Consider the following 22,005-nt stretch of genomic DNA (forward strand, 5'->3'; position numbering starts at 1 on the left):
CCCCAGCTGCCCTATGCTTGCCCGCATTCGCCGAATTACCCAAACCCTCACCCCCCGTCTCATTGAGATTCGTCGCCACCTGCACCGCTACCCCGAACTGAGTGGCCAAGAACATCAGACCGCTGCCTATGTGGCGGGGGTGCTTTCCTCAGCAGGCCTAAGCGTCCAGCAGGATGTGGGCAAAGTGGGGGTGATGGCCGAGCTGGTGGGGAACCCCAAGGAGGAGCGGCTCTTGGCCATTCGCACCGATATGGATGCCTTGCCAATCCAAGAGCGCACCGGCCTAGAATTTAGCTCAAAGCATGGGGGAGTAATGCACGCCTGCGGTCACGATGTCCACACCACGGTGGGTCTTGGCACGGCCATGGTGTTGGCGGCTCTCAGAGAGGAGTTTCCCGGCCGCGTGCGATTTATTTTTCAACCTGCGGAAGAAATTGCCCAAGGGGCAAGCTGGATGATTGCCGATGGCGCCATGAAAGGGGTGAGTGCCATCCTGTCGCTCCATGTTTTTCCCAACCTGCCGGCGGGGGAAGTGGCGGTGCGCTATGGGGCTTTGACGGCGGCGGCCGATGACATTGAATTAACGATCTTGGGCGAATCCGGCCATGGTGCCCGCCCCCATGAAGCAGTGGATGCCATTTGGATTGCTGCTCAAGTGGTCAGTGCTCTGCAACAGGCCATTAGCCGCACCCAGAATCCCCTGCGACCGGTGGTGCTCACGTTTGGCAAAATTCAGGGGGGACGGGCGGCCAATATCATTGCCGATCAGGTGACGCTTCAGGGAACGGTGCGATCGCTCCACCCGGAGACCCGTGCTAATCTGCCCGACTGGATTGAGCAAATTGTGGCCAATGTCTGCCATGCCTACGGTGCCCGCTATAGGCTCGACTACCGGCGGGGCATACCAGGGGTAGAAAATACGCCCTATCTATCGCAACTGCTGGCGGAGGCGGCAACCGATGTGGTGGGGGCTTCCCATGTGCATATTTTGCCCGAACCCTCCCTTGGGGCAGAGGATTTTGCCCTGTACCTAGAGCATGCCCCCGGTGCCATGTTTCGCCTTGGGGTGGGGTTTCGCGATCGCCCCAACTATCCCCTGCATCACCCGGAATTTGATGTGGACGAACAGGCCATTCCCGTGGGGGTGATGACCCTCGCCCATGCCGCCTGTCGCTATTGGCAGCTCCCCTACTAGTGGCGATTGGCATGGTAGAGCATTCCGAGGGCGATCGCGCCGACGATAACCTTGGGGAGCCAACTGGCCAAGATGGGTGACACCGCCCCCCCCTCCCCAAAGGCGGTGAAAATAAAGGCACCAAAATAGTAGCCAAAAATAATCGCCACACTGAGACCAAAGGCACGCCCTTGGCCTTGCCGGGGAGAACTGATACCCAAGACAGCACCGACAAGGGCAAAACTAAGGCACAAAAAAGGCAGGGAGAGCTTTTCCTGTAGCTGTACCCGCCACTGCCGCAACCGCTTGGCATCACCACTTTCGGCCAAAATCTGCAAGTAATGATAGATTTCGCGGCTGGTCATAAACTCCGGTGCCCGCGTTTCTAGGGCTAACTCTAGGGGAGTGCGCGGGTAGGCAAACCTGCGCTCTGAGAAGGTCTCGGCCACGTCATAGTCGCGATCGCGCCGCAGCCGATGATAGGTGCCCTGCCGAAACAGCCACGCCCTACCTTGCCACTCAGCCTCCTTGGCCGTAATAATCTCCTGCAGTTGTCCCTGCTCGAAGTTCACCACCGTCACCTCACCCATCACCTTGCCGTCAAAACGATGGGCAAAAAACAGTTGTCGAAGCTGCCCCTCGGCAAAGCGGCGGTAGAAGATATTGTTGGTTTGAAAGCTGGGCTGGGGGCGCTGAATTGCCGCTTCCAAGGTTTGGATGGCGCGGTAGGCCATGGGGGGCGCCACCAGTTCATTGAGGGCAAAGGTAAAGAGTAAAGCACAGAACCCCGCCAACAGCGCCGGCCGCACCAACCGCAGCGGACTAACCCCACAGCTTTTCCAGGCAATCAGTTCACTGCGGCGCGACAGTTGACTATAGGCAAGGAGCGACCCAAAGAGCATCGCCATGGGAATCCCCAGCACTGCAAAGGTGGGCAAGCGCAGAAAAAAAACTTGCAGGGCACTAAGGATCCCCAAGTTGTGCTCCACCATATTGCGAATCAGGTAGAACACCGTGCCAATCACCGCTGCGATCGCCGTAAAAACGCCAAAACCAAAAACAAAGGGGCGGATCATCTCCCGCAGGATATAGCGATCCAACAGGGAGACTCGCAGCTGCCAAGGCATCTTTTGAAGGGGTCGGGCAATCGCCGGCATTTTTTCACAACCCCAAGCGGGGCTTGGCTAACTTCCAATACCGAAAGAATCGCTGCAAATCCACATCGGCAGGTAGCGTGACAAAGGGTTCTGGCTCTAGGATCTCCAGCGAATAGGCCAATTGTTGACAAATGGCGCGAAAGCGGGGGCTTGGACTGGCCATCGTCACCACGCGATCGCCCCCGTGCACCTCAACAAAGGCATTCACCAAGGGGGCTACCTCGCCCCGGTACATTTGCACCGGTAGATCCAGCAGACACTCATAGAGAAACACCAACCGCTTAAAACTGATGTGCCAAGTCTTTAGCAGCTCCACATCCCAGACAAAAATGGCCGGCGCATTCGGATAGCGCTCAAAAATCGGTGCCTTGGGGTCGAGGCAGTCTCCATGAACCCAAAGAATTGGCTGCCCCATTAGCGTTGCATGGCCTCTTTTTTCAACTGTTTGCTGTCTCGCTGCGCCGCTGCGGCCAAGTCTGCATCCAAGAGGGTTTGCCCCGTTGCCGCCAAATAGACATCATCTAAACTGGGTCGTGATTGCGCCAAGCTAAAGAGGGGAAGTTCGGCGGCGTCTAGGGCTGTCTTAATGGCCGGAATCGCCGCAGCCACGTCTGTCACCACCAGATTCAAGGAGTTGCCCTGATTGGCGTTAATGATGACCGATTTCACACAGTCCAGTTGAGCAAGAAGGGTCTGTGCCCTTTGAGCCTCTTGACGGGGGGTGAATTCCCGCACCCGCAACGTCACACGATCGCCCCCGATATTGGCTTTGAGTTCCTCTGGCGAACCGCTAGCAATCACCCGCCCCTTATCGAGAATCACCAAGCGATCGCTCAGCAGATCCACCTCCTCCAGATAGTGGCTGGTCAGGATGATTGTCAGTCCCTGCCCCTTGAGATCCCGCAGCACATCCCAAATTACCTGGCGACTTTCAATGTCAAGGCCGACGGTGGGTTCATCCAAGACCAGCACTTGGGGTTGATGCAATAGCCCTGCTGCCAGATCAAAGCGCTTGCGAATGCCACCGGAGTAGGTGCCGCAGGGGCGATCGCGCCATTGGAGAAGATCCAAGCGCGCCAGCACCGCCTCAATGCGCTCCGCAATCAGGGCATGGGGAATGTGGTACAGAGCGGCCTGCAATTCCAGAAATTCCTGACCCGTGAGGATTTTATCGAGCGCCACCTCCTGAGCCACATAGCCTAATTTTTGGCGCACCAAATGGGGTTGGTGCAGAACCGACAGACCACAGACTTCCAACACGCCGGCATCCGGTCGCGAGAGGGTGCACAGACAGCGCAGCGTTGTCGTTTTCCCCGATCCATTGGGGCCAAGCACCCCGAAAATTTCCCCTTGATAGGCCGTAAAGGAGACATCGGCCACCGCTGTAATGGCACCGTAGGACTTCTTGAGATGTTCGACCTTTACCGTGGCTGTCATGGTCATTCTTTGGGTACGATTCCCCTAACATTTTGACAGATATTCTCTTGTCCTTGGCAAGGTGGGCTAAATGTCAAAGGGCATTCAGGCTGCTGCCCTCGCCGGCAGCAATCCAACTCTTTTGGGTATTGAGGCCCTTGGAAGAGGCAACGGCTTAGCACCGCAGCCCTGAGGAAAGAAAGTATAATTCTAAGGGAAAGGCCTACCAGAACCTGAGAATGTCCCACGCGACAGGAGCAGACGGATGCTCGACACAATCTTACTCCTCATCGTCGTCCTCATGGGTATTGCCGTTGGCTTCAACAGCATTGACCTTCTGCCGGCCACGGTGCTTGCTCAAGTTGCCAATGTACGGGGATTGCAGTGGGTCATGGCCGGCTTTGGAGCAATTATAGGCATTGCCCTTGGTTTATTATTGCAGTCCTTTTACCATCGTCTGGAGCGCAGTATTCGTCAACTCCCGCCGGAAACGCTCTTGTCGCGGGCAGTAGGTCTGGTGGTGGGGCTGCTCTTGGCCAATTTAATGCTGGCACCGATTTTCCTGTTGCCCATTCCCAAGGACTTTTCGTTTATTAAACCCCTGATTGCTGTTCTCACTAGCATTGTCTTCGCCTACTCGGGAACCACCTTGGCCGATAGCCATGGCCCTGCCCTGCTGCGGTTAATTAACCCCAATGCTGTTGCCAGCAGCCTCTTGGCTGAGGGGATGATCAAGCCTGCTCGTGCGAAGGTACTGGATACCAGTTGCATTATTGATGGCCGCATTGAGGCACTGTTGAATCTAGGGGTACTCGAAGGGCAAATCATTGTGCCCCAATTTGTGCTTCAAGAGTTGCAACTGATTGCCGATGCGGGCAACGAACAAAAACGGATTCGTGGCCGGCGGGGGCTGGATGTCTTAAACCGTCTTCAAGCCAGTTTGGGCGATCGCATTGTCATTCACTCAGCGGACTATCCGGAATTAACGACCGTGGATGCCAAACTGGTACGGCTGTGCCAAGAGATCAACGGCACCTTGGTCACTAATGATTTGAATCTGAACAAAGTTGCCCGCTTCCAAAAAGTGGATGTCTTTAACGTCAACGAGTTGGCACAAGCCCTGCGTCCCATTTATCTTCCCGGCGATACGCTGGAGTTAAAAATTCTCAAGGAAGGCAAAGAACCGGCTCAAGGGGTGGGCTATCTTGAGGATGGCACGATGGTGGTGGTGGAAGAGGGGGTGGATCACATCGGCGATCAGTTGTCGGTGGTCGTCACCGGTGCTCTGCAAACTTCGGCAGGCCGCATGATTTTTGCCCGCCTGCAAATGCCGACGATGGCCTAAATGGCTTCCTTATTTACCTCTAGGGATACTGATGACCCAACCGCCCAAGCCTGCTTCACCACCGCAGCTGGTTTCCCCATGGGTATGGGGATTTTTTGTGTTCAGCATCCTATTCCTCTTTGGCGTGCTGTTGGCAACGGTGTGGCGACCAACCCTCTTTCCCATTGATTTGGTGAATCCAGATCAGCTGCGGCCGTTACCCGATATCTTGCAACTGCCGGGGGATGACCTAAGTGTCTGGTGGCCGGTAGTTTTTGCGGGCGTACTGGCAGTTGCCCTCAATTTTATTCCCAGCAACAATGTCACACGCTTGATGATTCGCTCTATTGTCATTTTCTTTGGTTTTCGCTATGTGGTATGGCGCGGCTGGGTGACGCTCAACGATGCCCACTGGTTGAGTTTTGTTGCCAGTCTGGGCTTTTATCTTCTGGAGGTGATCTACTTTTTGACCTACCTCCTCTACGTTTATCAGACGGCGTGGCTAACCACAGAATGGCGATCGCGACAGGCCGATGTTTATCAGCAGGCAGTTCTCAGTGGCGAATACTGCCCCAGTGTGGATGTGTTTATTCCCACCTACAATGAACCTCCCTATATTTTGCGGCGGACGATTGTGGCCTGTCAGGCCATGAACTACAGCAATAAAACAATCTATGTCCTCGACGATGGCCGGCGATCGGAAATTGCGGATCTCTGTCAAAGGCTAGGGGTCAACTATCTCACCCGCCCCAGCAATGAACACCGCAAGGCCGGCAACCTCAACCATGCCTTAAAACACACCAGCGGTGAACTGATTGCCGTTTTTGATGCCGATTTTATTCCCTTTCAGAACTTCCTCGCCCGCACCGTGGGCTTCTTCCAAGATGATGGCATCTCCATGGTGCAGACGCCGCAGCACTTTTTTAACCCCGACTACCACGCCCAGAACCTCGGTATTGAGTACATGATGCCCGGCGACATGGAGTACTTTTTTGGCTTTATTCAGCCGGGGCGAGACTTTGGCAACGCCATCATCTGCTGTGGTACCTCCTACGTGGTGCGCCGCCGGGACTTAGAAGCCGTGGGCGGATACTACACCCGCTGTGTGGTCGAGGATTTTCAAACCGGAACCAGAATGCAGATTGCCGGCTATCGCCTCGTTTATCTAAATGAAATTCTCAGTATGGGGGAGTCACCTCGCAACTTCCAAGATCATCTAGAGCAACGGCTGCGGTGGCTACAGGGGAATATGCAAATCTATTTCTGTGGCGATGATCTCCCCATTTGGTCTAAGTTGTCGTGGTTTCAGCGCAGCTGCCACCTTTCGCTGATATTGTACAATATCAATCCTTTCATCCGTACTTGCTTTCTCATCGGTCCTTTTTTAAGCCTGATGACCGGCATTTCCTTGACGGTGGCCACGTTTAGTGAATATCTCTTTTATGCCCTGCCCTATACCCTGCTGACGATCGCCACCTTTAGCTGGGCAACGGAAGGGCGGTATTTTTCCGTCTGGGGTGAAGTGTATGAAGTTGCCTCTGCTTTTCCGGCGATGGTGCAACTGATTAAAATCCTGCGGAATCCCTTTGGCAAAATTGGCAGTATTGTCACCAACAAGGGCACGCTCTCCAATCGGAAGCGGTTGAATTTGCACCTGACATGGCCACTGGTCGTCTTTGTAATTGCGGTGGGGCTGGGTATCTTCATTCGCTACGGGGGCTACTGGCTCCACATCTGGCCGCCAATGGAGTATGAACGGGCGGGCTTAGAGGTGATGTTGGCTTGGACGCTCTACAACGCCTTTATTGCCTTGATTGCCGTTTTGTCCTCCATTGATCAGCCAAGCCGTCGTCAAAGCGATCGCTTCCCCGTTTGCACTGTGTGTCGTTTGCAATTGGGAGATCAAACCTACTGGGGCTATACCCGCGATGTCTCAGAGACCGGTGCTGCCCTATTGCTGACCGCCGGGCGTTTTATCGAAGCCCAAAGAGATACCGTGGGCATCCTGACCTTTTTGGAACAAGACTTTAGTGTGACCGCCGCCGTAGTGCGTACCCGCGCCGAAGAGGAGCGTTGCTGTGTGTACCTGCGATTTTTAGAGGTCAGTGATGAGGCACAACAGCGCCTCGTACAACTGCTCTACGGTGGCCTCACATGGTGGCACAAACCAAAAGCGCCCCATGGCCTAGATGCTTTTTGGCCAATGTTGATTCGGCTATTCGACTTTCGATCGCTCTTTAGCCTCCATAGCAATAACTGACCGGTAGCCTTACAGCTCAAAAATTTGCTCTAGGGGACAACAAAATTTCGGCAATAGGGGAGACGTTAACGTATTCTCGCCAGACGTGTTCACATTATCGGTTCAAGCAGTTCCTCAAGTGGCAGGCGCAAAAGTGTGATGTGGTGGTCGGTGGAGTCTCTGAAACCTACACTAGTAAAACCTGCACTCGTTGCAATTCTATTCACACCGGCTTAGGTGGACAAAAGGTATTTTGATGCCCCCCACCACACTCTGTTTCGGGACTATCAAGGTGCTCTGGAAATCTTCCTCAGGACTTTGCGGGATGCCGCCTTCCTGCTCAGCAATGAGTAGTCATGCTTAATATAGTTTCAGTGTGATCAGGAGCCTCCTATGCCAAGTGTGAGTTTACTGCGAGCCACATCCTACGACCTCGATCGCCTGAGTGCATCCCTTGAGGAACTTCTAGCTCCCTTAGGGGGAATGGCGGCAATCGTTCAACCGGGCGATCGCGTACTGCTCAAGCCGAATCTACTCACCGGCGCACGGCCAAAACACGAATGCGTTACCCGTCCAGAACTGGTCTATTGCGTCGCCAAAATGGTACAGGCGGTAGGGGGACAACCATTTCTAGGGGATGGGCCTGCCTTTGGCTCGGCCTTGGGGGTCGCCCGCAATAATGGCTATTTGCCCTTTATTCGGGAGTTAGATTTACCTGTCATTGAATTCCATGGCGATCGCTATGCCACCGATAACCCCGAATTTGCCCACCTGCGCCTGAGCAAAGAGGCCATGGCCGCCGATGTGGTCATTAACTTGCCCAAGGTCAAATCCCACGTGCAGCTCACCCTCACCCTTGGCGTGAAGAATCTCTTTGGCTGCGTTCCCGGTAAAATGAAGGCTTGGTGGCACATGGAAGCCGGTAAGGATGCCGATCGCTTTGGCCGCATGCTGGTGGAAACCGCGCGGGCGATCGCCCCTGACCTCACAATTGCGGATGGCATTATCGGCCATGAGGGCAACGGCCCCAGTGGCGGCACGCCGCGACGCCTTAATGTGTTGGGCGCCAGTCGTGATGTGTTTGCCCTCGATCGCGCCCTTGTGGCCATTCTCAACGTGGATCCTGAGCGCATTCCCACCCAACGCGCCGCCACCGCCCTTGGCTACAACTACGAGCTAGGTAAGATTGACTTTCCCCTCGCCCAGCCCCATGAGTTGGCCATTCACGATTGGCAACTGCCGCAGCAAATGATGCCCATTGACTTTGGTGCGCCGCGGGTTCTCAAATCCACCTTCAAACATCTCTACATTCGCTGGATCAAAGAACCGCTAACCGCCTACAGCCAAAAAGCCTAAGTTCTCACGGGGGAGCAGCCTTTGCTAAGCTAAGGGAATACCGTTGGGGAGAAGCGTCCTTGAGCTTTGACTACGATTTGGTGATTATCGGCGCCGGTGTGGGGGGGCATGGGGCTGCCCTGCATGCCGTCAGTGTCGGTCTAAAAACGGCCATTGTCGAAGCCGCCGAAATGGGGGGTACCTGCGTCAATCGCGGCTGTATTCCCTCCAAGGCACTGCTGGCGGCAGCCGGGCGCGTGCGGGAACTGCGCCAAGCCGATCATTGGCAAGCTTTGGGCATTCAACTGGGGCAAGTAAAGGTGGATCGCGCCGGCGTTGCTGCCCATGCCGCGAATTTGGTGCAAAAAATCCGCAGTGATCTCACCAATAGTCTCAAGCGTCTCGGTGTGGAGACACTCATTGGCCGCGGGAAAGTGGTCGGTCCCCAAAAGGTGAGCATCACCACGCCCACAGGGGAAAAAACCGTTACCGCCAAGGACATTATCATTGCCACGGGGTCGGTGCCTTGGGTGCCCCCCGGTATTGAAGTGGATGGCAAAACCGTCTATACCAGTGACGATGCTATTAAGCTGGATTGGTTGCCGCAGTGGGTGGCCATTATTGGCAGTGGCTACATTGGCCTAGAGTTTGCCGATATTTACACCGCCCTCGGCAGCGAAGTAACAATGATTGAGGCACTGGATCAACTCATGCCCACCTTTGATCCGGATATTGCCAAGCAGGCACAGCGGGTCTTGATTGCCCCCCGCGACATTGAAACCTACAGCGGTACCTTGGCCAAGCGCGTCATTCCCGGTAGCCCGGTCGTCATTGAGTTGGCAGATGCGAAAACGAAAGAAGTCGTGGATGTCCTAGAAGTGGATGCCTGCCTTGTGGCCACCGGTCGCATTCCTGCCACCCAAGACATTGGCTTGGAGAGGGTGGGCGTGACGACCGACAAGCGCGGCTTTATTCCCGTGGATGACTATCTGGCGGTTACCAAAGACGGCGAACCGGTTCCTCATTTGTGGGCGATCGGCGATGCCACGGGGAAAATGATGCTGGCCCACGCCGCTGCGGCACAAGGGATTGCCGTCGTGGAAACAATTGTCGGGCGGCCTCGCCAAGTGGATTATCGCAGTATTCCGGCGGCGGCCTTTACCCACCCCGAAATGAGTTTTGTCGGCTTGACCGAACCGCAAGCGCGGGAGCTAGGGGAAAAAGAAGGCTTTGAGGTGCAGGTGGTGCGCACCTACTTTAAGGGCAACTCCAAAGCATTGGCAGAAACAGAAACCGACGGCTTAGCCAAGGTGATTTTCCGTGCCGATACGGGTGAGCTGCTGGGGGCACATATCTTTGGCCTCCATGCCTCGGACTTAATTCAAGAGGCCGCCAATGCCATTCGCGATCGCCAGACAGTGAGCCACTTGGCCTTTAATGTCCATACCCATCCCACCCTCTCTGAGGTGCTCGACGAAGCCTTTAAGCGTGCCCATGCGATGGTGAGCCACCGCTGAACTTGCTACGATAAAGTGTGGAGTCTTTGCGGAGTGGGTAATGACACAGGCCACAAAATCTGCTAAGGGAATCATGATGACGGACGCTGCCCTCAAGCATGTGCTCGAACTTCGCGATAAGCACGGCAAAGACCTGTGTTTGCGAGTAGGGGTCAAAGGGGGTGGTTGCTCGGGGATGTCCTACACAATGGACTTTGAAGACCCCGCCAATATCCGCCCTGAGGATGAAGTTTTTGACTACGATGGCTTCAAGGTGGTCTCAGATCCCAAGAGTATGCTCTACATCTATGGCCTTGTGCTCGACTACAGTGATGCCCTCATTGGTGGTGGCTTTAAGTTTACGAATCCCAATGCCACTCAAACCTGTGGCTGTGGTACCTCGTTTTCTGCCTAAGGAGTCCTGCCCTTGACCACATCTCAACCTGTGAGTGACGTTGAACGTCAATTTGAGGCGGCGATCGCCCGCTACAAAGAAGGGGCACCGCCTGCGGAGCTGATCCCCACATTCAAAGAGATTTGCCAGCGTGCTCAAAAAAGTAGCTCTGCTTGGACGTGCTTGGCGTGGCTCTATCTCCTCGATGACAAACCCCAGTCTGCCCTAAAGGCTGCCCAAAAAGCCGTCAAACTCAACCCCGAAGACCCTCAAGCCCGCATTAACCTTGCGGTAGCGATGCTCGAAACAGGGCAAAAGGGGGTTCGTCCCCACATTGAATTGGCGCAAACTGTTGTTGCCGCTGTGGCTGAGTTACGTCAAGAGGTCGTGGATAATTTTGCCGACGGCCTGAAGCGCAAGCCCGATTGGGAAAGCCTCGCCCGCGTCAAACAGTGGGTTCTAGGAGAATAGCCATGGCACGGTTGCGGGAAGTAATGAATTGGCTGTTGGTGGCGGATACCTTCTTTGTCCTTGCCAGTTTTGGCTGGTTTGTGGTTGCCCTTATTGGGCGCTCCTTTGAGTTGCCCTTGGGATTTGACCTCTGGATGAGCCTCTGGGAACCCCTCTTCCTGCCAGCCATTGGCGTATTGATGGCAGCCGCACTGGTTAATGGTGCCCTCCGCTATGTACAAAACCGCTGGCTGCTGCGCTCCGTTGGTAGTGACTTGCGATCGCGAGACTAATCCCTAAACTTGCTCTGCTTCCACATCTACCGTTGTAGTGATGTTGGGCGATCGCTTTTGTTTCACTCGCTCCACCAGCAATTGGGTGAGTTCACTGGCAAGAATGATCATCACCGTCACATCATCCAACTGGCCAAGAATTGGCACCAGATCTGGTGAAATATCCAAGGGACTGAGCAAATAAATCAAACTTGCGGCAATAATCAACCAGCGATATTTAGGATGCCGCAACACATTCCGATACCAGTTATAGAAGCCGCTCATTGCAGTACAAACCTTGAACGCTGCTCCTATTCTGGCATAGAGATTCAATTGCCCTAGGTGGGGAAAACCGCCCCCGGTTAATCAAAGTAAAAGAGGGTAACCACCTTATGCTGCTCTTCCGCCAGTTCACAGGTTTGCAGCAACGTGTGGCTATCGTGGAAGGCAAAACAAATCAGTTGCTGGCAGCGGGAAATAATTTCCTGATTGCAGAGGGAGCTGGCTTCTGCGAGGGGGAGGTGATCATTTTCGGGTTTTTCCACCAAGTGCATCACCTTATCCAGTTGTTGGCGGGACTCGCGAGGCTGGCGTTCTAGACTCTGGGGCAAGATCACCGTCAGCAAATTGGGGTCTGCCCGCATGGCTCCCCGAATCGCCGCCGCATTGGTTCCAACGGCACCTGAGGTCATCAAGCGGTTACCCGCCAGCACGAGAGCATAGCTCATCATTTCAATGAGGTGCTGATGGGTGATCGGGACGTGACGCGAGCCAAGGAGCGCAATCCGCTTAGGACCAGAGTCTTGGATTGTCGCTAATTCTTGCAAAAATTCATCAATTTGGGGGGAATCAATGCCCGGAAGATTAGTCGCCTGCGTCAAGAGAGTGTCTCATGTGCTACGGAACGACGCTATTTTAGCATTTTGCCCTTTAATCTAGTAGATCAGGTTACCAACTACCTGAGGCGCCCCCGCCCGAGGAATGCCCACCCTCATCGTCCCTACGGCTCAAGTAACTGTTATCAGGCACTGCCCAATTGAAGTTCGGAGCAAACCTGTTCCCGCTGTGGATAATCTAGAACCTTTTTTCAGGGGTCTGTGTCTTAGCTTAGAGTATAGCCTTTTTGCTAAAAAGCATTCACAAAAACAAAATGAGTGTATTGATGACTAATCTATGCCTAAGTTTTGTTTAAGAAAAATTAAATGCTTCTGATAGTTAATTCAGGTAGAAATTTCTCTGAGAGCATCAGAAAAATTGACAGGGTTTGCGGATCGCCTGTGCCAATAACTGCCGATACTCGCGATCGCTGACAACATATGCCCCAAAGCGCTCAAGATGGGGATTTTGCAGTTGGGCATCAAAAAGTAGAAAACCCCGCCGCCGCAGATGTTCCACCAGTTTCACCATCGCCACCTTCGAGCCGTCGGGAATGCGGTAGAACATGGACTCACCAATAAACGCACCGCCAATGACGATACCGAGAATGCCTCCTGCGAGTTCGTCGCCCTGCCATGTTTCAAAACTTACTGCCCAACCCGTGGCATGCAGGAGATGGTACACCTCCTTGAGACGGGGCGTAATCCATGTACTCGGGCGATCGGCACACCCCTCAACTACAGCAGCAAAGTCTCGGTTAATCGCCACTTGAAAACGATTTTGATTGAGCACCCGCTGCAAAGATTTCGGATAGCGAAACCGGTTATCAAGGGGAATGAGTGCCCGCTGGCGACTGGTGTACCACTCTAGGCGATCGCCTTCCCCCATGAGAAAGTAGCCTTCGGCATAGCCATCATCAATAAAGGTATCGCGTACCCACTCGACCTCAGAAATCTCCATGCTGATAATCTGAACAATAGACACTTCACATTAACTCTAGTGTTGCCTATGCTACTCTCCTCCTCGGCTGTCATGACAACCATTAGCCGTTACTGGCGCTGGTGTGTGGCATTGCTGTTGGCACTCCTGTGGATTCTGCTGACCCCCATGGGGGCGATCGCTGAAGATTATACGAAAGAAGCCCTGATCAACATGGATTTTTCCGGGCGGGATTTGCGGGGGTCTGAATTTACAAAAGCGAACCTCTTCCACAGCAACCTTAGCCACACCAATCTTCAGGGGGTGAGCTTCTTTGGCGCCAACATGGAAACGGCTAATCTCGAAGGCGCCGACCTGCGCTACGCCACATTGGACACCGCACGGCTCACCAAGGCCAATCTCACCAATGCCATCCTCGAAGGCGCCTTTGCCTTTAATACCAACTTTGACGACGCCATTATCACCGGTGCCGACTTTACCGATGTGGAGCTGCGAGAAGACGCCCAACGCAAGCTCTGCAAGGTCGCCAGTGGCACCAATCCCGTGACGGGGCGCAAGACTTGGGAAACACTCCACTGTGAAGACTTTGCTGCTTAGTCTATCTCCAGTTTGCTCGACGGAAAGATGATCCCCAAAGGCGATCGCCCCTGTCGGGAATTCTGATAAAGTATTACAAAAGTTAAGATTTATGACTAGAGTTTTTCATGAACGTTTTTATTGTTGGCGGTACGGGTACCCTAGGACGGCAGATTGTCCGTCGTGCGCTCGATGAAGGACATCAGGTCTATTGTTTTGTCCGCAGTCCAGCCAAAGCCACTTTTTTGCGAGAATGGGGTGCCACCATTCTTCAGGGAAATCTCTGTGCTGCCGACAGTATTCTTGAGGCATTGAAGTACGCCAAAGCCTCAGTGGTCATTGATGCCTCTGCCACTCGCCCCACCGATACGCTAACCATCGAAGCCGTGGATTGGCAAGGCAAGGTCAACTTGATACAGGCTGCTCAAGCCGCTGATATTGAACACTTGATCTTTTTTTCCATTATGGGAGCGCAGGACTATCCCCACGTGCCCCTGATGCAAATTAAACACTGTACTGAAGACTTCTTGCGGGAATCGGGGCTAAACTATACGATCCTGCGTCCCTGTGGCTTTTTTCAGGGCTTAATTGGTCAATATGCGATCCCGATTCTAGAAAATCAATCCATTTGGGTTTTGGGAGAGTCCACTGCCATTGCCTACATGGATACTCAGGACGTGGCCAAATTTGCCGTGCGTGCTATTGATCGGCCAGCTACCTACGGCAAAACCTTTGACCTAGCGGGCACCCGCGCTTGGACAGCGGATGAAATTATTAAGCTGTGTGAAAATCTCTCAGGACAGGAGGCAAAAATTACCCGCTTGCCCATCGGCGTTTTGCGGGCGGCGCGGCAGGTGACCCAGTGGTTTCAGTGGACATGGAACATTAGCGATCGCCTCGCCTTTACGGAAGTGATTGCCAGTGGTCGCATCTTTAATGCCCCGATGGAGGAGGTCTATCGCACCTTTGACCTTGATCCCAGCGAAACCTTGACCCTTGAAGCCTATTTACAGGACTATTTCACCCGAATTCTGCGTAAACTCAAAGAATTGGACTACGAAAAAGCCAAACAAAAAAAATCCGGACGCAAAAAACGCAGTCCCTTTAAGTCCACCTCCTAGGAGTTACTGTGAAGGCGGGGATCATCTACAACGAAGGCAAACCCCTCGCGGTCGAATTGGCCCACCGGGTCCGCCAACGGTTAGAACTTCAGGGCTGGGAAGTGCACATGGCCACGGGGATGGGTGGCATTCTTGGCTATTCTCGTCCCGATAGTCCCGTCTGCCATACCCCCATTGATCAACTGGTGCCCCCCGGCTTTGATGCTTCGATGACCTTTGCGGTTGTTCTTGGCGGTGATGGCACCGTGCTTTCTGCCTTTCGCCAGTTGGCTCCCTGTGAAATTCCCCTGCTTACCATCAACACCGGACACTTGGGCTTTCTCACCGAGGGCTATGTGGCCGATCTGGAACCTGCCCTTGATCAAGTGCTGCGGGGAGACTACACGATTGAAGATCGCACGATGCTGACGGTGCAAGTCCTGCGGGATCAAACCGTCATTTGGGAAGCCCTCTCCCTCAACGAAATGGTGATCCACAAAGAACCCCTCACGGGAATGTGCCATTTTGAAGTGGATGTGGGTTCCCATGCCCGCGTGGATATTGCCGCCGATGGCTTGATTCTCTCGACTCCCACCGGTTCGACTGCCTATGCCCTCTCTGCGGGTGGCCCCGTGATTACTCCCGGCGTGGCGGCTTTGCAATTGGTGCCCATTTGCCCCCACTCTCTAGCCTCCCGTGCCCTTGTCTTTGCCAACAGTGAACCCGTGTGGATCTATCCGGCCAACCCCTTCAAGCATCTGATTCTTGTGGTAGATGGCAATGCGGGCTGCTACATTCAGCCAGAGGATCAAGTTTTTGTACAGCGTGCCCCCTACCGTGCCCGCTTTATTCGCCTGCGTGCTCCAGAATTCTTCCATGTATTGCAACAAAAATTGGGCTGGGGACTCCCCCATGTCGCCAAGCCACGCCCTAAGAACACTCCCAATCCTTAGGACAATATGGCCTCAATCCAGCAACCAATGACATCGGCAGCGGAACGAATTCAACAACTGCGCCGCCTGTTGCAGCGAGCTAGCTACGCCTACTATGCCCTTGATCAGCCCATCATGGAGGATGAGGTTTATGACCAACTCTATCGCGAACTTCAGGAACTAGAAGCGGCTCATCCTGAGTACATTACCCCCGACAGTCCCACCCAGCGAGTCGGCGAAGCACCTGTCGGCTCATTTGAGACTGTCAGCCATCGCATTCCCCTCTACAGCCTCGAAAATGCCTTTACCTTTGCCGATATGGTGGCGTGGCAGGAACGCTGGCAGCGCTATTGGTGTACCTTGGGTCGGGAGGCGCCAATCCCCTCGGTGGAATATATCTGCGAACTCAAAATGGATGGCCTTGCCCTTGCCTTGACCTATGAAAACGGTTTACTGGTGCGGGGGGCGACTCGGGGCGATGGTCAACGCGGTGAGGACATTACCAGCAATGTACGTACCATTCGCACGATTCCCCTACGGCTAGCTGTAGAGAATCCTCCCCCTGTGGTTGAAGTGCGTGGAGAAGCCTTTTTGCCTTTGGAGCGATTCCATCAACTCAACCAAGAACGCCAAGCCCAAGGAGAGGCTCCCTTTGCCAATCCTCGCAATGCGGCAGCGGGGACCCTGCGTCAATTGGATCCGCGCATTGTTGCCCAACGCCAACTGGATTTCTTTGCCTATGCCTTGCATTTGCCTGAAGGGGGCACTGTTCCCCTCGGCGAGGAACAAGAGGGGGAACCCCGATCGCAGCGAGAAGTGCTCAATGCACTGCAACGCCTTGGCTTCCGCGTCAATCCCCACCATGCCGACTGCCCTGACCTAGAGGCGGTGAAAGCCTACTACGACCACTGGCAAACCGCCCGTCACGGCCTTCCCTATCTCACCGATGGCATTGTGGTCAAGCTCAATGATTTAGGGCTGCAACAGGCTCTTGGGTTTACGCAAAAGTTTCCGCGCGGTTGTATTGCTTGGAAGTATGAACCGGAGCAAGCGATTACCGATGTAGTGGCGATTACGGTGCAGGTGGGACGCACAGGTGCCCTCACCCCGGTGGCTGAACTGGTGCCGGTGCAACTCGCGGGCACTACGGTATCACGGGCAACACTGCACAATGCCGACTACATTGTCCAATTGGATTTGCATATTGGCGATAAGGTGGTGATCCACAAAGCTGGGGAAATCATTCCGGAGATTGTGCGGGTCTTTCCCGAATTGCGACCGGCAACAGCTCACCCCTTTACGATGCCCACAGTGTGTCCCGAATGTCATCAGCCGGTGGTGCGTCCTGCCAACGAAGCGGTGAGTCGCTGTGTCAATTCTCGCTGTCCGGCGATCGTGCGTGGGCAAATCCTCCACTGGGCGAGTCGGGAGGCCTTGGATATTCAAGGGTTGGGGGAAAAGCTGGTGCAGCAATTGGTGGCCAAGGAAATCGTGCGCACGCCTGCGGATCTCTATCGCCTAACGGCAGCGGAACTCTTGAGTCTCGAGCGCATGGGTCAAAAGTCTGCTGATAAACTCCGGCAGGCGATCGCCGACTCGAAACAACAACCGTGGCCACGGGTGCTCTATGGTCTAGGCATCCGCCATGTTGGGAGTGTCAATGCCCAAGTGCTTACCACCCACTTCAAGTCTGTGGAGGCACTGGCCGCTGCTACTGTCGCCGATCTGTGTGGGGTCTATGGCATTGGTGAGGAAATTGCCCAAGCGGTTCACGAGTGGTTCCAAGACCCAGCCCACCAAGCCCTCATTGCGGATCTCAAAGCCTTGGGGCTACAACTGGCAATGGAGACTCCCAATGCGCCAAGGACAGGACAACCCCTTGCGGGCAAACGTTTTGTGATTACAGGTACCCTGCCCAGCCTGACCCGTGAAGCGGCCAAAACGCTGATCCAGCAGCATGGGGGTCAAGTCAGTGAAAGTGTGAGTCGGCAAACGGATTATCTGGTGGTGGGCGAAAAAGCAGGGAGTAAATTGCGACGTGCTCAGGAATTGGGAATTCCCTGCATCAATGAAACAGAACTTATAGAAATGTGTCGTTAGACAAAAGATCAGTGGGAGTACGGAGTCACGACGCTGAAAAATCTTTTAGCCTAAAAGGTGTGGCTGCTTCGTTTCTAAAAGCACGATAGGGGGGAATTCGCTCAGTCTATGGTCTCTACCACGCCATCTCGACCTGCCGGGGGTGCCAAGGCTATGACTCCTGCTCAGGGCTATCAGCATCAGTTACGCCAAATCCATCCGACGCGCACGAATCACTATAGCCTGCGGGATTATCTCCAATTTGATAACCAACGGGGCAGCATTACCGACTGGTATGACCAGCGGATTGCTCTAGCTACAGAAGACTTTGTCATTGGCTTGGTAGAAGGTCTCGAAGAGGAAGTTGGTTCTGCCTCTGCCCTCGTCATGTACAAAATTGGCGAAGAGTGGGGCAAGCGCGATGCAGTTCTCTTCAAACAACACTTTGAGCAGGAATACCAGCGCGAGCTACGCAAGTCCGCATTAACTTTTATCCTTGAGGCGTGGTGGTGGCCTTTTACAACCCTAGGCTGGGGCAACTGGGAAGTGGATCTCACGGAGCAAAAGAACGGGTTTATGTTCATCAATATCTTTGACTCTGTGGTGGCGCGCACCCTAGGGGATGTGGGCAAACCGGTCTGCTACATCTACGCCGGCCTGTTTGCGGGTTTCTTTACGGGATTAATTCAAAAGCCCTTAGCGTGCATCGAGCTGCAGTGCTATGCCATGGGGGAAACCTACTGCAAGTTTCTCGTGGGTAAACAGGATCGCATTGATGCTGCTGCCTTTTGGCAAAACGAGGGTGCCACGGCCAAGGATATTGAAAAGCGCCTGCGCCAAGGAGAGTTGGTGAAACGATAAGCTACAGGTGAGAGTGTTTATTTATTTTCATTTATTTTCTTGGGAGGGTTGCCCCATGTTCCGTCAGTTGAATCACTTAACTGTTGTTGCCGATGGTCGCTATGCCCGCCCTGAGGAGTTGGACTTCCTGCGGGACTATCTGGCCTCGGTGGAGACCCGCATTAGTGCCTATGAAAAAATCCGCGCTGAGGCGGAAATGATGGCGGATAAAATTCAAGCCCTGCAAAAGGCAGAAAATCCCCGCTGTTTTCATTTCATCAATGGCGATCGCTCGGAAATTTGCCGTCGTGACTTAGTGGATACGATTCGTCTGTGTGCTTCGGCGATGCTTTTTTCCGAGCTGGATTTACTGCGGGATAACTTCCTGCTGTGGTATCGCACAATCGTTAAATCCTTTAACTACGAGACATCTTCCTCCTCCACCTATGGCAAGTACCTGCCAAACATGATGAAGCAACTGCTCACGCCCGAAGAACAACGGGTAATGCAGCCGGTTCTTGCCCTCGGCAGTTCAATTTTGTCAGAATAGAGCTGTCATGGAGTGGGATTGATGCTGCGTCAACTGGAAAAATTGAGCCTTGAGGCCGATGGGCGCTATGCCAGTGCCAAAGAACTGGAGTTTCTCAAAAATTATCTAGCGGCAGCGGAGCAGCGTATTAGTGCCTACGAAAAAATCCGCGATGCTGAAGAGAAAATCCTTGATCAGGTGGAGCAGCAACTGCGCGCCAAAAGTCCCCACATTTTCCGTAAGGGCAATCACGACTATTCAGCCGTGTGTCGGCGCGATCGCAGGCATGTGCTACGCCTAGCGGCAGCGGCGATGTTATTTGCGGATCTCGATGCCCTGCGGGAGGGCTTCTTGCTGTGGTACCGTACGATCATTAAAGCCTTCAGGGATGAGAAGGTGGCGCAAGTGACATACCAAGTTCTGCCCCAAACAGTCAATCAAGTGCTCTCGAGTGAAGAAGCACCGTTAATGCAGCCTGTGATGGCACTTACCCAGTCCATCCTAGGGAAATAGGCTGAACCAGCTCAGCAGTGTGGCAAAAATGCGCTAGCCTAGAAGCACCGATTGCACGGGGCAATTTATCACTCCCGCGATCGCCTTTGGCGTACCATTGGTATTCGCCGCTATAGTATTACTAAGATTCATTGGGATACACAAAGGCATGACCATATCGGCGCAATTGCTGCAACGGGCAGATTTGATCGGTACACAGGTAATTACCCGTGATACTGGTCGGAAGTTAGGCGTCATTAATCAAGTTTGGGTGGACATTGACCAGCGGCAAGTGGTGGCCTTGGGGGTACGCAATACCCTCTTTACAGGGGAGCAACGCTATATTCTTCTCGACAGTATTCGCCAAATTGGTGATGTCATTCTCGTTGAGCACGACGATGATGTGATTGAGTCCCTCAATACCTACAACTACAGCACGCTGATTGACAGTGAGATCATCACCGAAACCGGTGAAGTGCTGGGGAAGGTACGGGGCTTTAAGTTTGATCCCGAAACGGGCGACATTACGGATTTGATTTTGGCCTCCATTGGCTTGCCTTGGATTCCGGCTCAACTCATTAGCACCTACGAGCTGCCCATTGAGGAAATTGTCAGCACAGGGCCTGACCGCATTATTGTCTTTGAGGGGGCAGAAACCCGCCTGCGGCAATTGACAGTGGGTCTCTTAGAACGAGTTGGCTTGGGGGCACCTCCTTGGGAAAGCGACGAGGACGAGTACTATCAACCGGTCACGCCGAGCAGTAATCAACTGCCTTCGGGGGCGCGATCGCCCGTCTATCCGCCGCAACGCAGCCGCAGTGACTACGAAACAGATTGGGAAACAGCTCCTCGGCGTCGTCGCCGCCAGCCCGAGTATGTGGAGTATGAGGAGGAGGAGTATGAGTACGAAGAGCGCCCCCGCTCGCGCCAAGTCAAACCCCCTGCTCAAGCCATGCCCGTAGAACTGCCGGAATCTGAACCCACTGCTGATCCTTGGGAAGAACCACAACCGATTCGCCTTGAGCAGCGGCAAAAGCAAGAGGAATACGATCACGAATAGTCTGGAATAGCCTAGGATGGCCTATACCCTACTGGCCACCGTACTTCAGCAATGGCAGCAGGCTCCTGAATGGCAGCAGCCGCAGCAGTTCTTGCGTCTCTTGGAGCATTGGCCAGAGCTTGTGGGGGCAATTGTGGCGGAGCATACTGTACCGCTGGAAGTGACCAGTGAAGGGGTTTTGCTCGTGGCGGTTGCCAGTAGTACTTGGGCGCACCATCTGATGTTCTCGCGATCGCCCCTGATGGGCAAAATTCAGCAGACCCTAGGCATTCTCCTCAGCGATATTTGCTTTTCCCATCGCGATTGGCGACCCCACTGCTTTACAAGTCTAAACAACGCCCCTTTACTGAAAGCGAAAGCGCTTCCTCCTGTGCCACCTGCGGCCACTCCCCAAGAGGCCTTTCAGCGGTGGCAAGCCCAAGTGCGCCGGCGATCGCAAGACTATCCCTTCTGTCCTCGCTGTCAGTGTCCTACGCCCATCCAAGAGTTGCAGCGTTGGGGCATTTGTGGCCTGTGTTATACGCGCCAGCCTAGATGCCAGAGCCGTTGAGAAACTCTTCAATGGGGCGATCGCTCAGGCGGCAGGCTTGGCCTTGGGATGGCTGACCGGCACCTTGGACAAGGGCAGGCACCTTTTCTTGCTGTTGCAGCGTTTGCACCTGTTTCTCCAAAAGTTCAATGCGATCCAAGAGGTAGCGGATTGCTTCTGCCTCCGAGTCCGGTAATTGACCGTGTTCTAAGGGGGCAATTTTGGCGCCAGTACGATAGACAATCCGCCCCGGAATCCCCACCACGGTACAATCTGAGGGCACATCCCGTAAGACCACAGACCCCGCTCCAATGCGGACATTGTCGCCAATCGTAAGATTGCCCAACACCTTCGCCCCGGCACCGACAACCACATTTTCACCGAGAGTGGGATGGCGCTTCCCTGTTTCCTTGCCCGTACCGCCGAGAGTCACCCCCTGGTAGATCAAACAGTAATCGCCAACAATGGCCGTCTCACCAATGACGACCCCCATGCCGTGATCAATGAAAACCCCTTTACCGATCGTGGCACCGGGGTGAATTTCAATCCCCGTGAGGAGGCGGGCAATATGGGAAATGAAGCGGGGAACAAAGGGAATGCGCCGCCGCCAAAGCCAGTGACTCAACCGATGGAGAACAATCGCCTGAAGTCCGGGATAGCAAAAAACAACCTCTAACCAATTGCGGGCAGCGGGATCCCGCTCAAAGATAATTTGGAAATCTGCTTTGAGGGTGCTGAGCACACGCGGCTCCTTGGCAGTGATGCAACCTAAACACCAGTTTTGATCTTAGCGGAT

Annotated in this window: 24 protein-coding genes and 1 pseudogene; 18 read left to right on the forward strand and 7 right to left on the reverse strand. The window is 54.1% G+C overall.

Annotated features, from left to right (window positions below):
* Positions 1-13: 13 nt before the first annotated feature.
* Positions 14-1,195: a M20 family metallopeptidase gene (locus tag ACK4IR_RS02400; protein WP_409872088.1), complete on the forward strand. Its 1,182-nt coding sequence runs from the start codon at positions 14-16 to the stop codon at positions 1,193-1,195.
* Here the strand turns inward: ACK4IR_RS02400 and ACK4IR_RS02405 are convergent.
* The 3 genes from ACK4IR_RS02405 to ACK4IR_RS02415 are packed head-to-tail and all read right to left on the reverse strand — an operon-like array spanning position 1,192 to position 3,768.
* Positions 1,192-2,331, reverse strand: coding sequence for an LptF/LptG family permease (locus tag ACK4IR_RS02405; protein WP_409872090.1), 1,140 nt, complete (start codon positions 2,329-2,331; stop codon positions 1,192-1,194). The genes ACK4IR_RS02400 and ACK4IR_RS02405 overlap by 4 nt on opposite strands.
* A gap of 4 nt (positions 2,332-2,335) precedes the next feature.
* Positions 2,336-2,746 carry a hypothetical protein gene (locus ACK4IR_RS02410; protein ID WP_409872093.1) on the reverse strand — a complete coding sequence of 137 codons (411 nt, stop codon included), beginning with the start codon at positions 2,744-2,746 and terminating at the stop codon, positions 2,336-2,338.
* Positions 2,746-3,768, reverse strand: coding sequence for an ATP-binding cassette domain-containing protein (locus tag ACK4IR_RS02415; protein ID WP_409872369.1), 1,023 nt, complete (start codon positions 3,766-3,768; stop codon positions 2,746-2,748). The genes ACK4IR_RS02410 and ACK4IR_RS02415 overlap by 1 nt, the downstream gene beginning before the upstream one ends.
* Before the next feature lie 244 nt (positions 3,769-4,012).
* Here ACK4IR_RS02415 and ACK4IR_RS02420 point away from each other — a divergent pair, with 244 nt between their 5' ends.
* The 8 genes and pseudogenes from ACK4IR_RS02420 (at position 4,013) to ACK4IR_RS02455 (ending at position 11,278) form a co-directional block, all read left to right on the forward strand.
* Entirely contained in the window at positions 4,013-5,092 is a 1,080-nt protein-coding gene (locus ACK4IR_RS02420; protein ID WP_409872095.1) for a PIN/TRAM domain-containing protein, read from the forward strand.
* A 31-nt stretch (positions 5,093-5,123) separates the two neighbouring features.
* Positions 5,124-7,331 carry a glycosyltransferase gene (locus ACK4IR_RS02425; RefSeq protein WP_409872098.1) on the forward strand — a complete coding sequence of 736 codons (2,208 nt, stop codon included), beginning with the start codon at positions 5,124-5,126 and terminating at the stop codon, positions 7,329-7,331.
* An 83-nt stretch (positions 7,332-7,414) separates the two neighbouring features.
* Positions 7,415-7,664, forward strand: a pseudogene (locus ACK4IR_RS02430) (zinc ribbon domain-containing protein); the annotation flags it as partial.
* Between the two features lie 39 nt (positions 7,665-7,703).
* Positions 7,704-8,666, forward strand: coding sequence for a DUF362 domain-containing protein (locus tag ACK4IR_RS02435; protein WP_409872101.1), 963 nt, complete (start codon positions 7,704-7,706; stop codon positions 8,664-8,666).
* 59 nt (positions 8,667-8,725) lie between these two features.
* The gene (gene lpdA / locus ACK4IR_RS02440) at positions 8,726-10,162 is read left to right on the forward strand and encodes a dihydrolipoyl dehydrogenase (RefSeq protein ID WP_409872104.1); all 1,437 of its coding nucleotides are present in this window, start codon (positions 8,726-8,728) and stop codon (positions 10,160-10,162) included.
* A gap of 40 nt (positions 10,163-10,202) precedes the next feature.
* Positions 10,203-10,556 carry a HesB/IscA family protein gene (locus ACK4IR_RS02445; protein WP_409872106.1) on the forward strand — a complete coding sequence of 118 codons (354 nt, stop codon included), beginning with the start codon at positions 10,203-10,205 and terminating at the stop codon, positions 10,554-10,556.
* A 12-nt stretch (positions 10,557-10,568) separates the two neighbouring features.
* Positions 10,569-11,006 (forward strand): tetratricopeptide repeat protein, encoded by a 438-nt coding sequence (locus tag ACK4IR_RS02450; RefSeq protein ID WP_409872109.1) that lies wholly within the window; start codon positions 10,569-10,571, stop codon positions 11,004-11,006.
* A gap of 2 nt (positions 11,007-11,008) precedes the next feature.
* Entirely contained in the window at positions 11,009-11,278 is a 270-nt protein-coding gene (locus ACK4IR_RS02455) for a hypothetical protein (RefSeq protein ID WP_409872112.1), read from the forward strand.
* A gap of 3 nt (positions 11,279-11,281) precedes the next feature.
* Here ACK4IR_RS02455 and ACK4IR_RS02460 read toward each other — a convergent pair whose 3' ends face one another.
* The 3 genes from ACK4IR_RS02460 to aat all read right to left on the reverse strand — a co-directional run bounded on the left by ACK4IR_RS02460 (position 11,282) and on the right by aat (position 13,093).
* Positions 11,282-11,542 carry a YkvA family protein gene (locus tag ACK4IR_RS02460; RefSeq protein WP_409872115.1) on the reverse strand — a complete coding sequence of 87 codons (261 nt, stop codon included), beginning with the start codon at positions 11,540-11,542 and terminating at the stop codon, positions 11,282-11,284.
* 77 nt (positions 11,543-11,619) lie between these two features.
* Entirely contained in the window at positions 11,620-12,138 is a 519-nt protein-coding gene (locus ACK4IR_RS02465) for a hypothetical protein (protein ID WP_024125793.1), read from the reverse strand.
* A 364-nt stretch (positions 12,139-12,502) separates the two neighbouring features.
* The gene (aat, locus tag ACK4IR_RS02470; RefSeq protein WP_409872118.1) at positions 12,503-13,093 is read right to left on the reverse strand and encodes a leucyl/phenylalanyl-tRNA--protein transferase; all 591 of its coding nucleotides are present in this window, start codon (positions 13,091-13,093) and stop codon (positions 12,503-12,505) included.
* 48 nt (positions 13,094-13,141) lie between these two features.
* Between aat and ACK4IR_RS02475 the strand changes: the two genes are divergently transcribed.
* The 9 genes from ACK4IR_RS02475 to ACK4IR_RS02515 all read left to right on the forward strand — a co-directional run bounded on the left by ACK4IR_RS02475 (position 13,142) and on the right by ACK4IR_RS02515 (position 21,230).
* Positions 13,142-13,669: a pentapeptide repeat-containing protein gene (locus ACK4IR_RS02475; protein ID WP_409872120.1), complete on the forward strand. Its 528-nt coding sequence runs from the start codon at positions 13,142-13,144 to the stop codon at positions 13,667-13,669.
* Positions 13,670-13,776: 107 nt separating this feature from the next.
* Complete coding sequence (locus tag ACK4IR_RS02480; protein ID WP_409872123.1) at positions 13,777-14,769, forward strand: NAD(P)H-binding protein; 993 nt, start codon at positions 13,777-13,779, stop codon at positions 14,767-14,769.
* Positions 14,770-14,777: 8 nt separating this feature from the next.
* A complete protein-coding gene (locus ACK4IR_RS02485; RefSeq protein ID WP_409872126.1) occupies positions 14,778-15,701 on the forward strand; it encodes an NAD(+) kinase in 924 nt (307 codons plus the stop codon).
* Positions 15,702-15,707: 6 nt separating this feature from the next.
* Positions 15,708-17,780, forward strand: coding sequence for an NAD-dependent DNA ligase LigA (gene ligA / locus ACK4IR_RS02490; RefSeq protein WP_409872128.1), 2,073 nt, complete (start codon positions 15,708-15,710; stop codon positions 17,778-17,780).
* 153 nt (positions 17,781-17,933) lie between these two features.
* Positions 17,934-18,620, forward strand: coding sequence for a V4R domain-containing protein (locus ACK4IR_RS02495; RefSeq protein ID WP_409872131.1), 687 nt, complete (start codon positions 17,934-17,936; stop codon positions 18,618-18,620).
* Between the two features lie 55 nt (positions 18,621-18,675).
* Complete coding sequence (locus tag ACK4IR_RS02500) at positions 18,676-19,149, forward strand: allophycocyanin (protein ID WP_409872134.1); 474 nt, start codon at positions 18,676-18,678, stop codon at positions 19,147-19,149.
* A gap of 21 nt (positions 19,150-19,170) precedes the next feature.
* Entirely contained in the window at positions 19,171-19,641 is a 471-nt protein-coding gene (locus tag ACK4IR_RS02505) for an allophycocyanin (RefSeq protein ID WP_409872136.1), read from the forward strand.
* Between the two features lie 148 nt (positions 19,642-19,789).
* The gene (locus ACK4IR_RS02510; protein WP_409872138.1) at positions 19,790-20,680 is read left to right on the forward strand and encodes a PRC-barrel domain-containing protein; all 891 of its coding nucleotides are present in this window, start codon (positions 19,790-19,792) and stop codon (positions 20,678-20,680) included.
* A gap of 16 nt (positions 20,681-20,696) precedes the next feature.
* On the forward strand, positions 20,697-21,230 hold the full coding sequence (locus tag ACK4IR_RS02515) for a DciA family protein (RefSeq protein WP_409872141.1): 534 nt from the start codon (positions 20,697-20,699) through the stop codon (positions 21,228-21,230).
* Here the strand turns inward: ACK4IR_RS02515 and cysE are convergent.
* Positions 21,211-21,951, reverse strand: coding sequence for a serine O-acetyltransferase (gene cysE, locus ACK4IR_RS02520; protein ID WP_409872144.1), 741 nt, complete (start codon positions 21,949-21,951; stop codon positions 21,211-21,213). The genes ACK4IR_RS02515 and cysE overlap by 20 nt on opposite strands.
* Positions 21,952-22,005: the final 54 nt, after the last annotated feature.

Source organism: Thermosynechococcus sp., from assembly GCF_046299635.1.
In the GTDB taxonomy this organism is placed as follows: domain Bacteria; phylum Cyanobacteriota; class Cyanobacteriia; order Thermosynechococcales; family Thermosynechococcaceae; genus Thermosynechococcus.

Excerpts from the sequence above, each read along its gene's own strand:
- ACK4IR_RS02445 (WP_409872106.1), top strand. The coding sequence starts at position 10,203 with ATGACACAGGCCACAAAATCTGCTAAGGGAATCATGATGACGGACGCT.
- ACK4IR_RS02505 (WP_409872136.1), top strand. The coding sequence starts at position 19,171 with ATGCTGCGTCAACTGGAAAAATTGAGCCTTGAGGCCGATGGGCGCTAT.
- ACK4IR_RS02515 (WP_409872141.1), top strand. The coding sequence starts at position 20,697 with ATGGCCTATACCCTACTGGCCACCGTACTTCAGCAATGGCAGCAGGCT.
- ACK4IR_RS02435 (WP_409872101.1), top strand. The coding sequence starts at position 7,704 with ATGCCAAGTGTGAGTTTACTGCGAGCCACATCCTACGACCTCGATCGC.
- ACK4IR_RS02415 (WP_409872369.1), bottom strand. The coding sequence starts at position 3,768 with ATGACAGCCACGGTAAAGGTCGAACATCTCAAGAAGTCCTACGGTGCC.
- ACK4IR_RS02410 (WP_409872093.1), bottom strand. The coding sequence starts at position 2,746 with ATGGGGCAGCCAATTCTTTGGGTTCATGGAGACTGCCTCGACCCCAAG.
- ACK4IR_RS02460 (WP_409872115.1), bottom strand. The coding sequence starts at position 11,542 with ATGAGCGGCTTCTATAACTGGTATCGGAATGTGTTGCGGCATCCTAAA.
- aat (WP_409872118.1), bottom strand. The coding sequence starts at position 13,093 with ATGGAGATTTCTGAGGTCGAGTGGGTACGCGATACCTTTATTGATGAT.
- ACK4IR_RS02475 (WP_409872120.1), top strand. The coding sequence starts at position 13,142 with ATGCTACTCTCCTCCTCGGCTGTCATGACAACCATTAGCCGTTACTGG.
- ACK4IR_RS02500 (WP_409872134.1), top strand. The coding sequence starts at position 18,676 with ATGTTCCGTCAGTTGAATCACTTAACTGTTGTTGCCGATGGTCGCTAT.
- ACK4IR_RS02495 (WP_409872131.1), top strand. The coding sequence starts at position 17,934 with ATGACTCCTGCTCAGGGCTATCAGCATCAGTTACGCCAAATCCATCCG.
- ACK4IR_RS02480 (WP_409872123.1), top strand. The coding sequence starts at position 13,777 with ATGAACGTTTTTATTGTTGGCGGTACGGGTACCCTAGGACGGCAGATT.
- ACK4IR_RS02405 (WP_409872090.1), bottom strand. The coding sequence starts at position 2,331 with ATGCCGGCGATTGCCCGACCCCTTCAAAAGATGCCTTGGCAGCTGCGA.
- ACK4IR_RS02425 (WP_409872098.1), top strand. The coding sequence starts at position 5,124 with ATGACCCAACCGCCCAAGCCTGCTTCACCACCGCAGCTGGTTTCCCCA.
- ligA (WP_409872128.1), top strand. The coding sequence starts at position 15,708 with ATGGCCTCAATCCAGCAACCAATGACATCGGCAGCGGAACGAATTCAA.
- ACK4IR_RS02510 (WP_409872138.1), top strand. The coding sequence starts at position 19,790 with ATGACCATATCGGCGCAATTGCTGCAACGGGCAGATTTGATCGGTACA.
- ACK4IR_RS02400 (WP_409872088.1), top strand. The coding sequence starts at position 14 with ATGCTTGCCCGCATTCGCCGAATTACCCAAACCCTCACCCCCCGTCTC.
- ACK4IR_RS02420 (WP_409872095.1), top strand. The coding sequence starts at position 4,013 with ATGCTCGACACAATCTTACTCCTCATCGTCGTCCTCATGGGTATTGCC.
- ACK4IR_RS02455 (WP_409872112.1), top strand. The coding sequence starts at position 11,009 with ATGGCACGGTTGCGGGAAGTAATGAATTGGCTGTTGGTGGCGGATACC.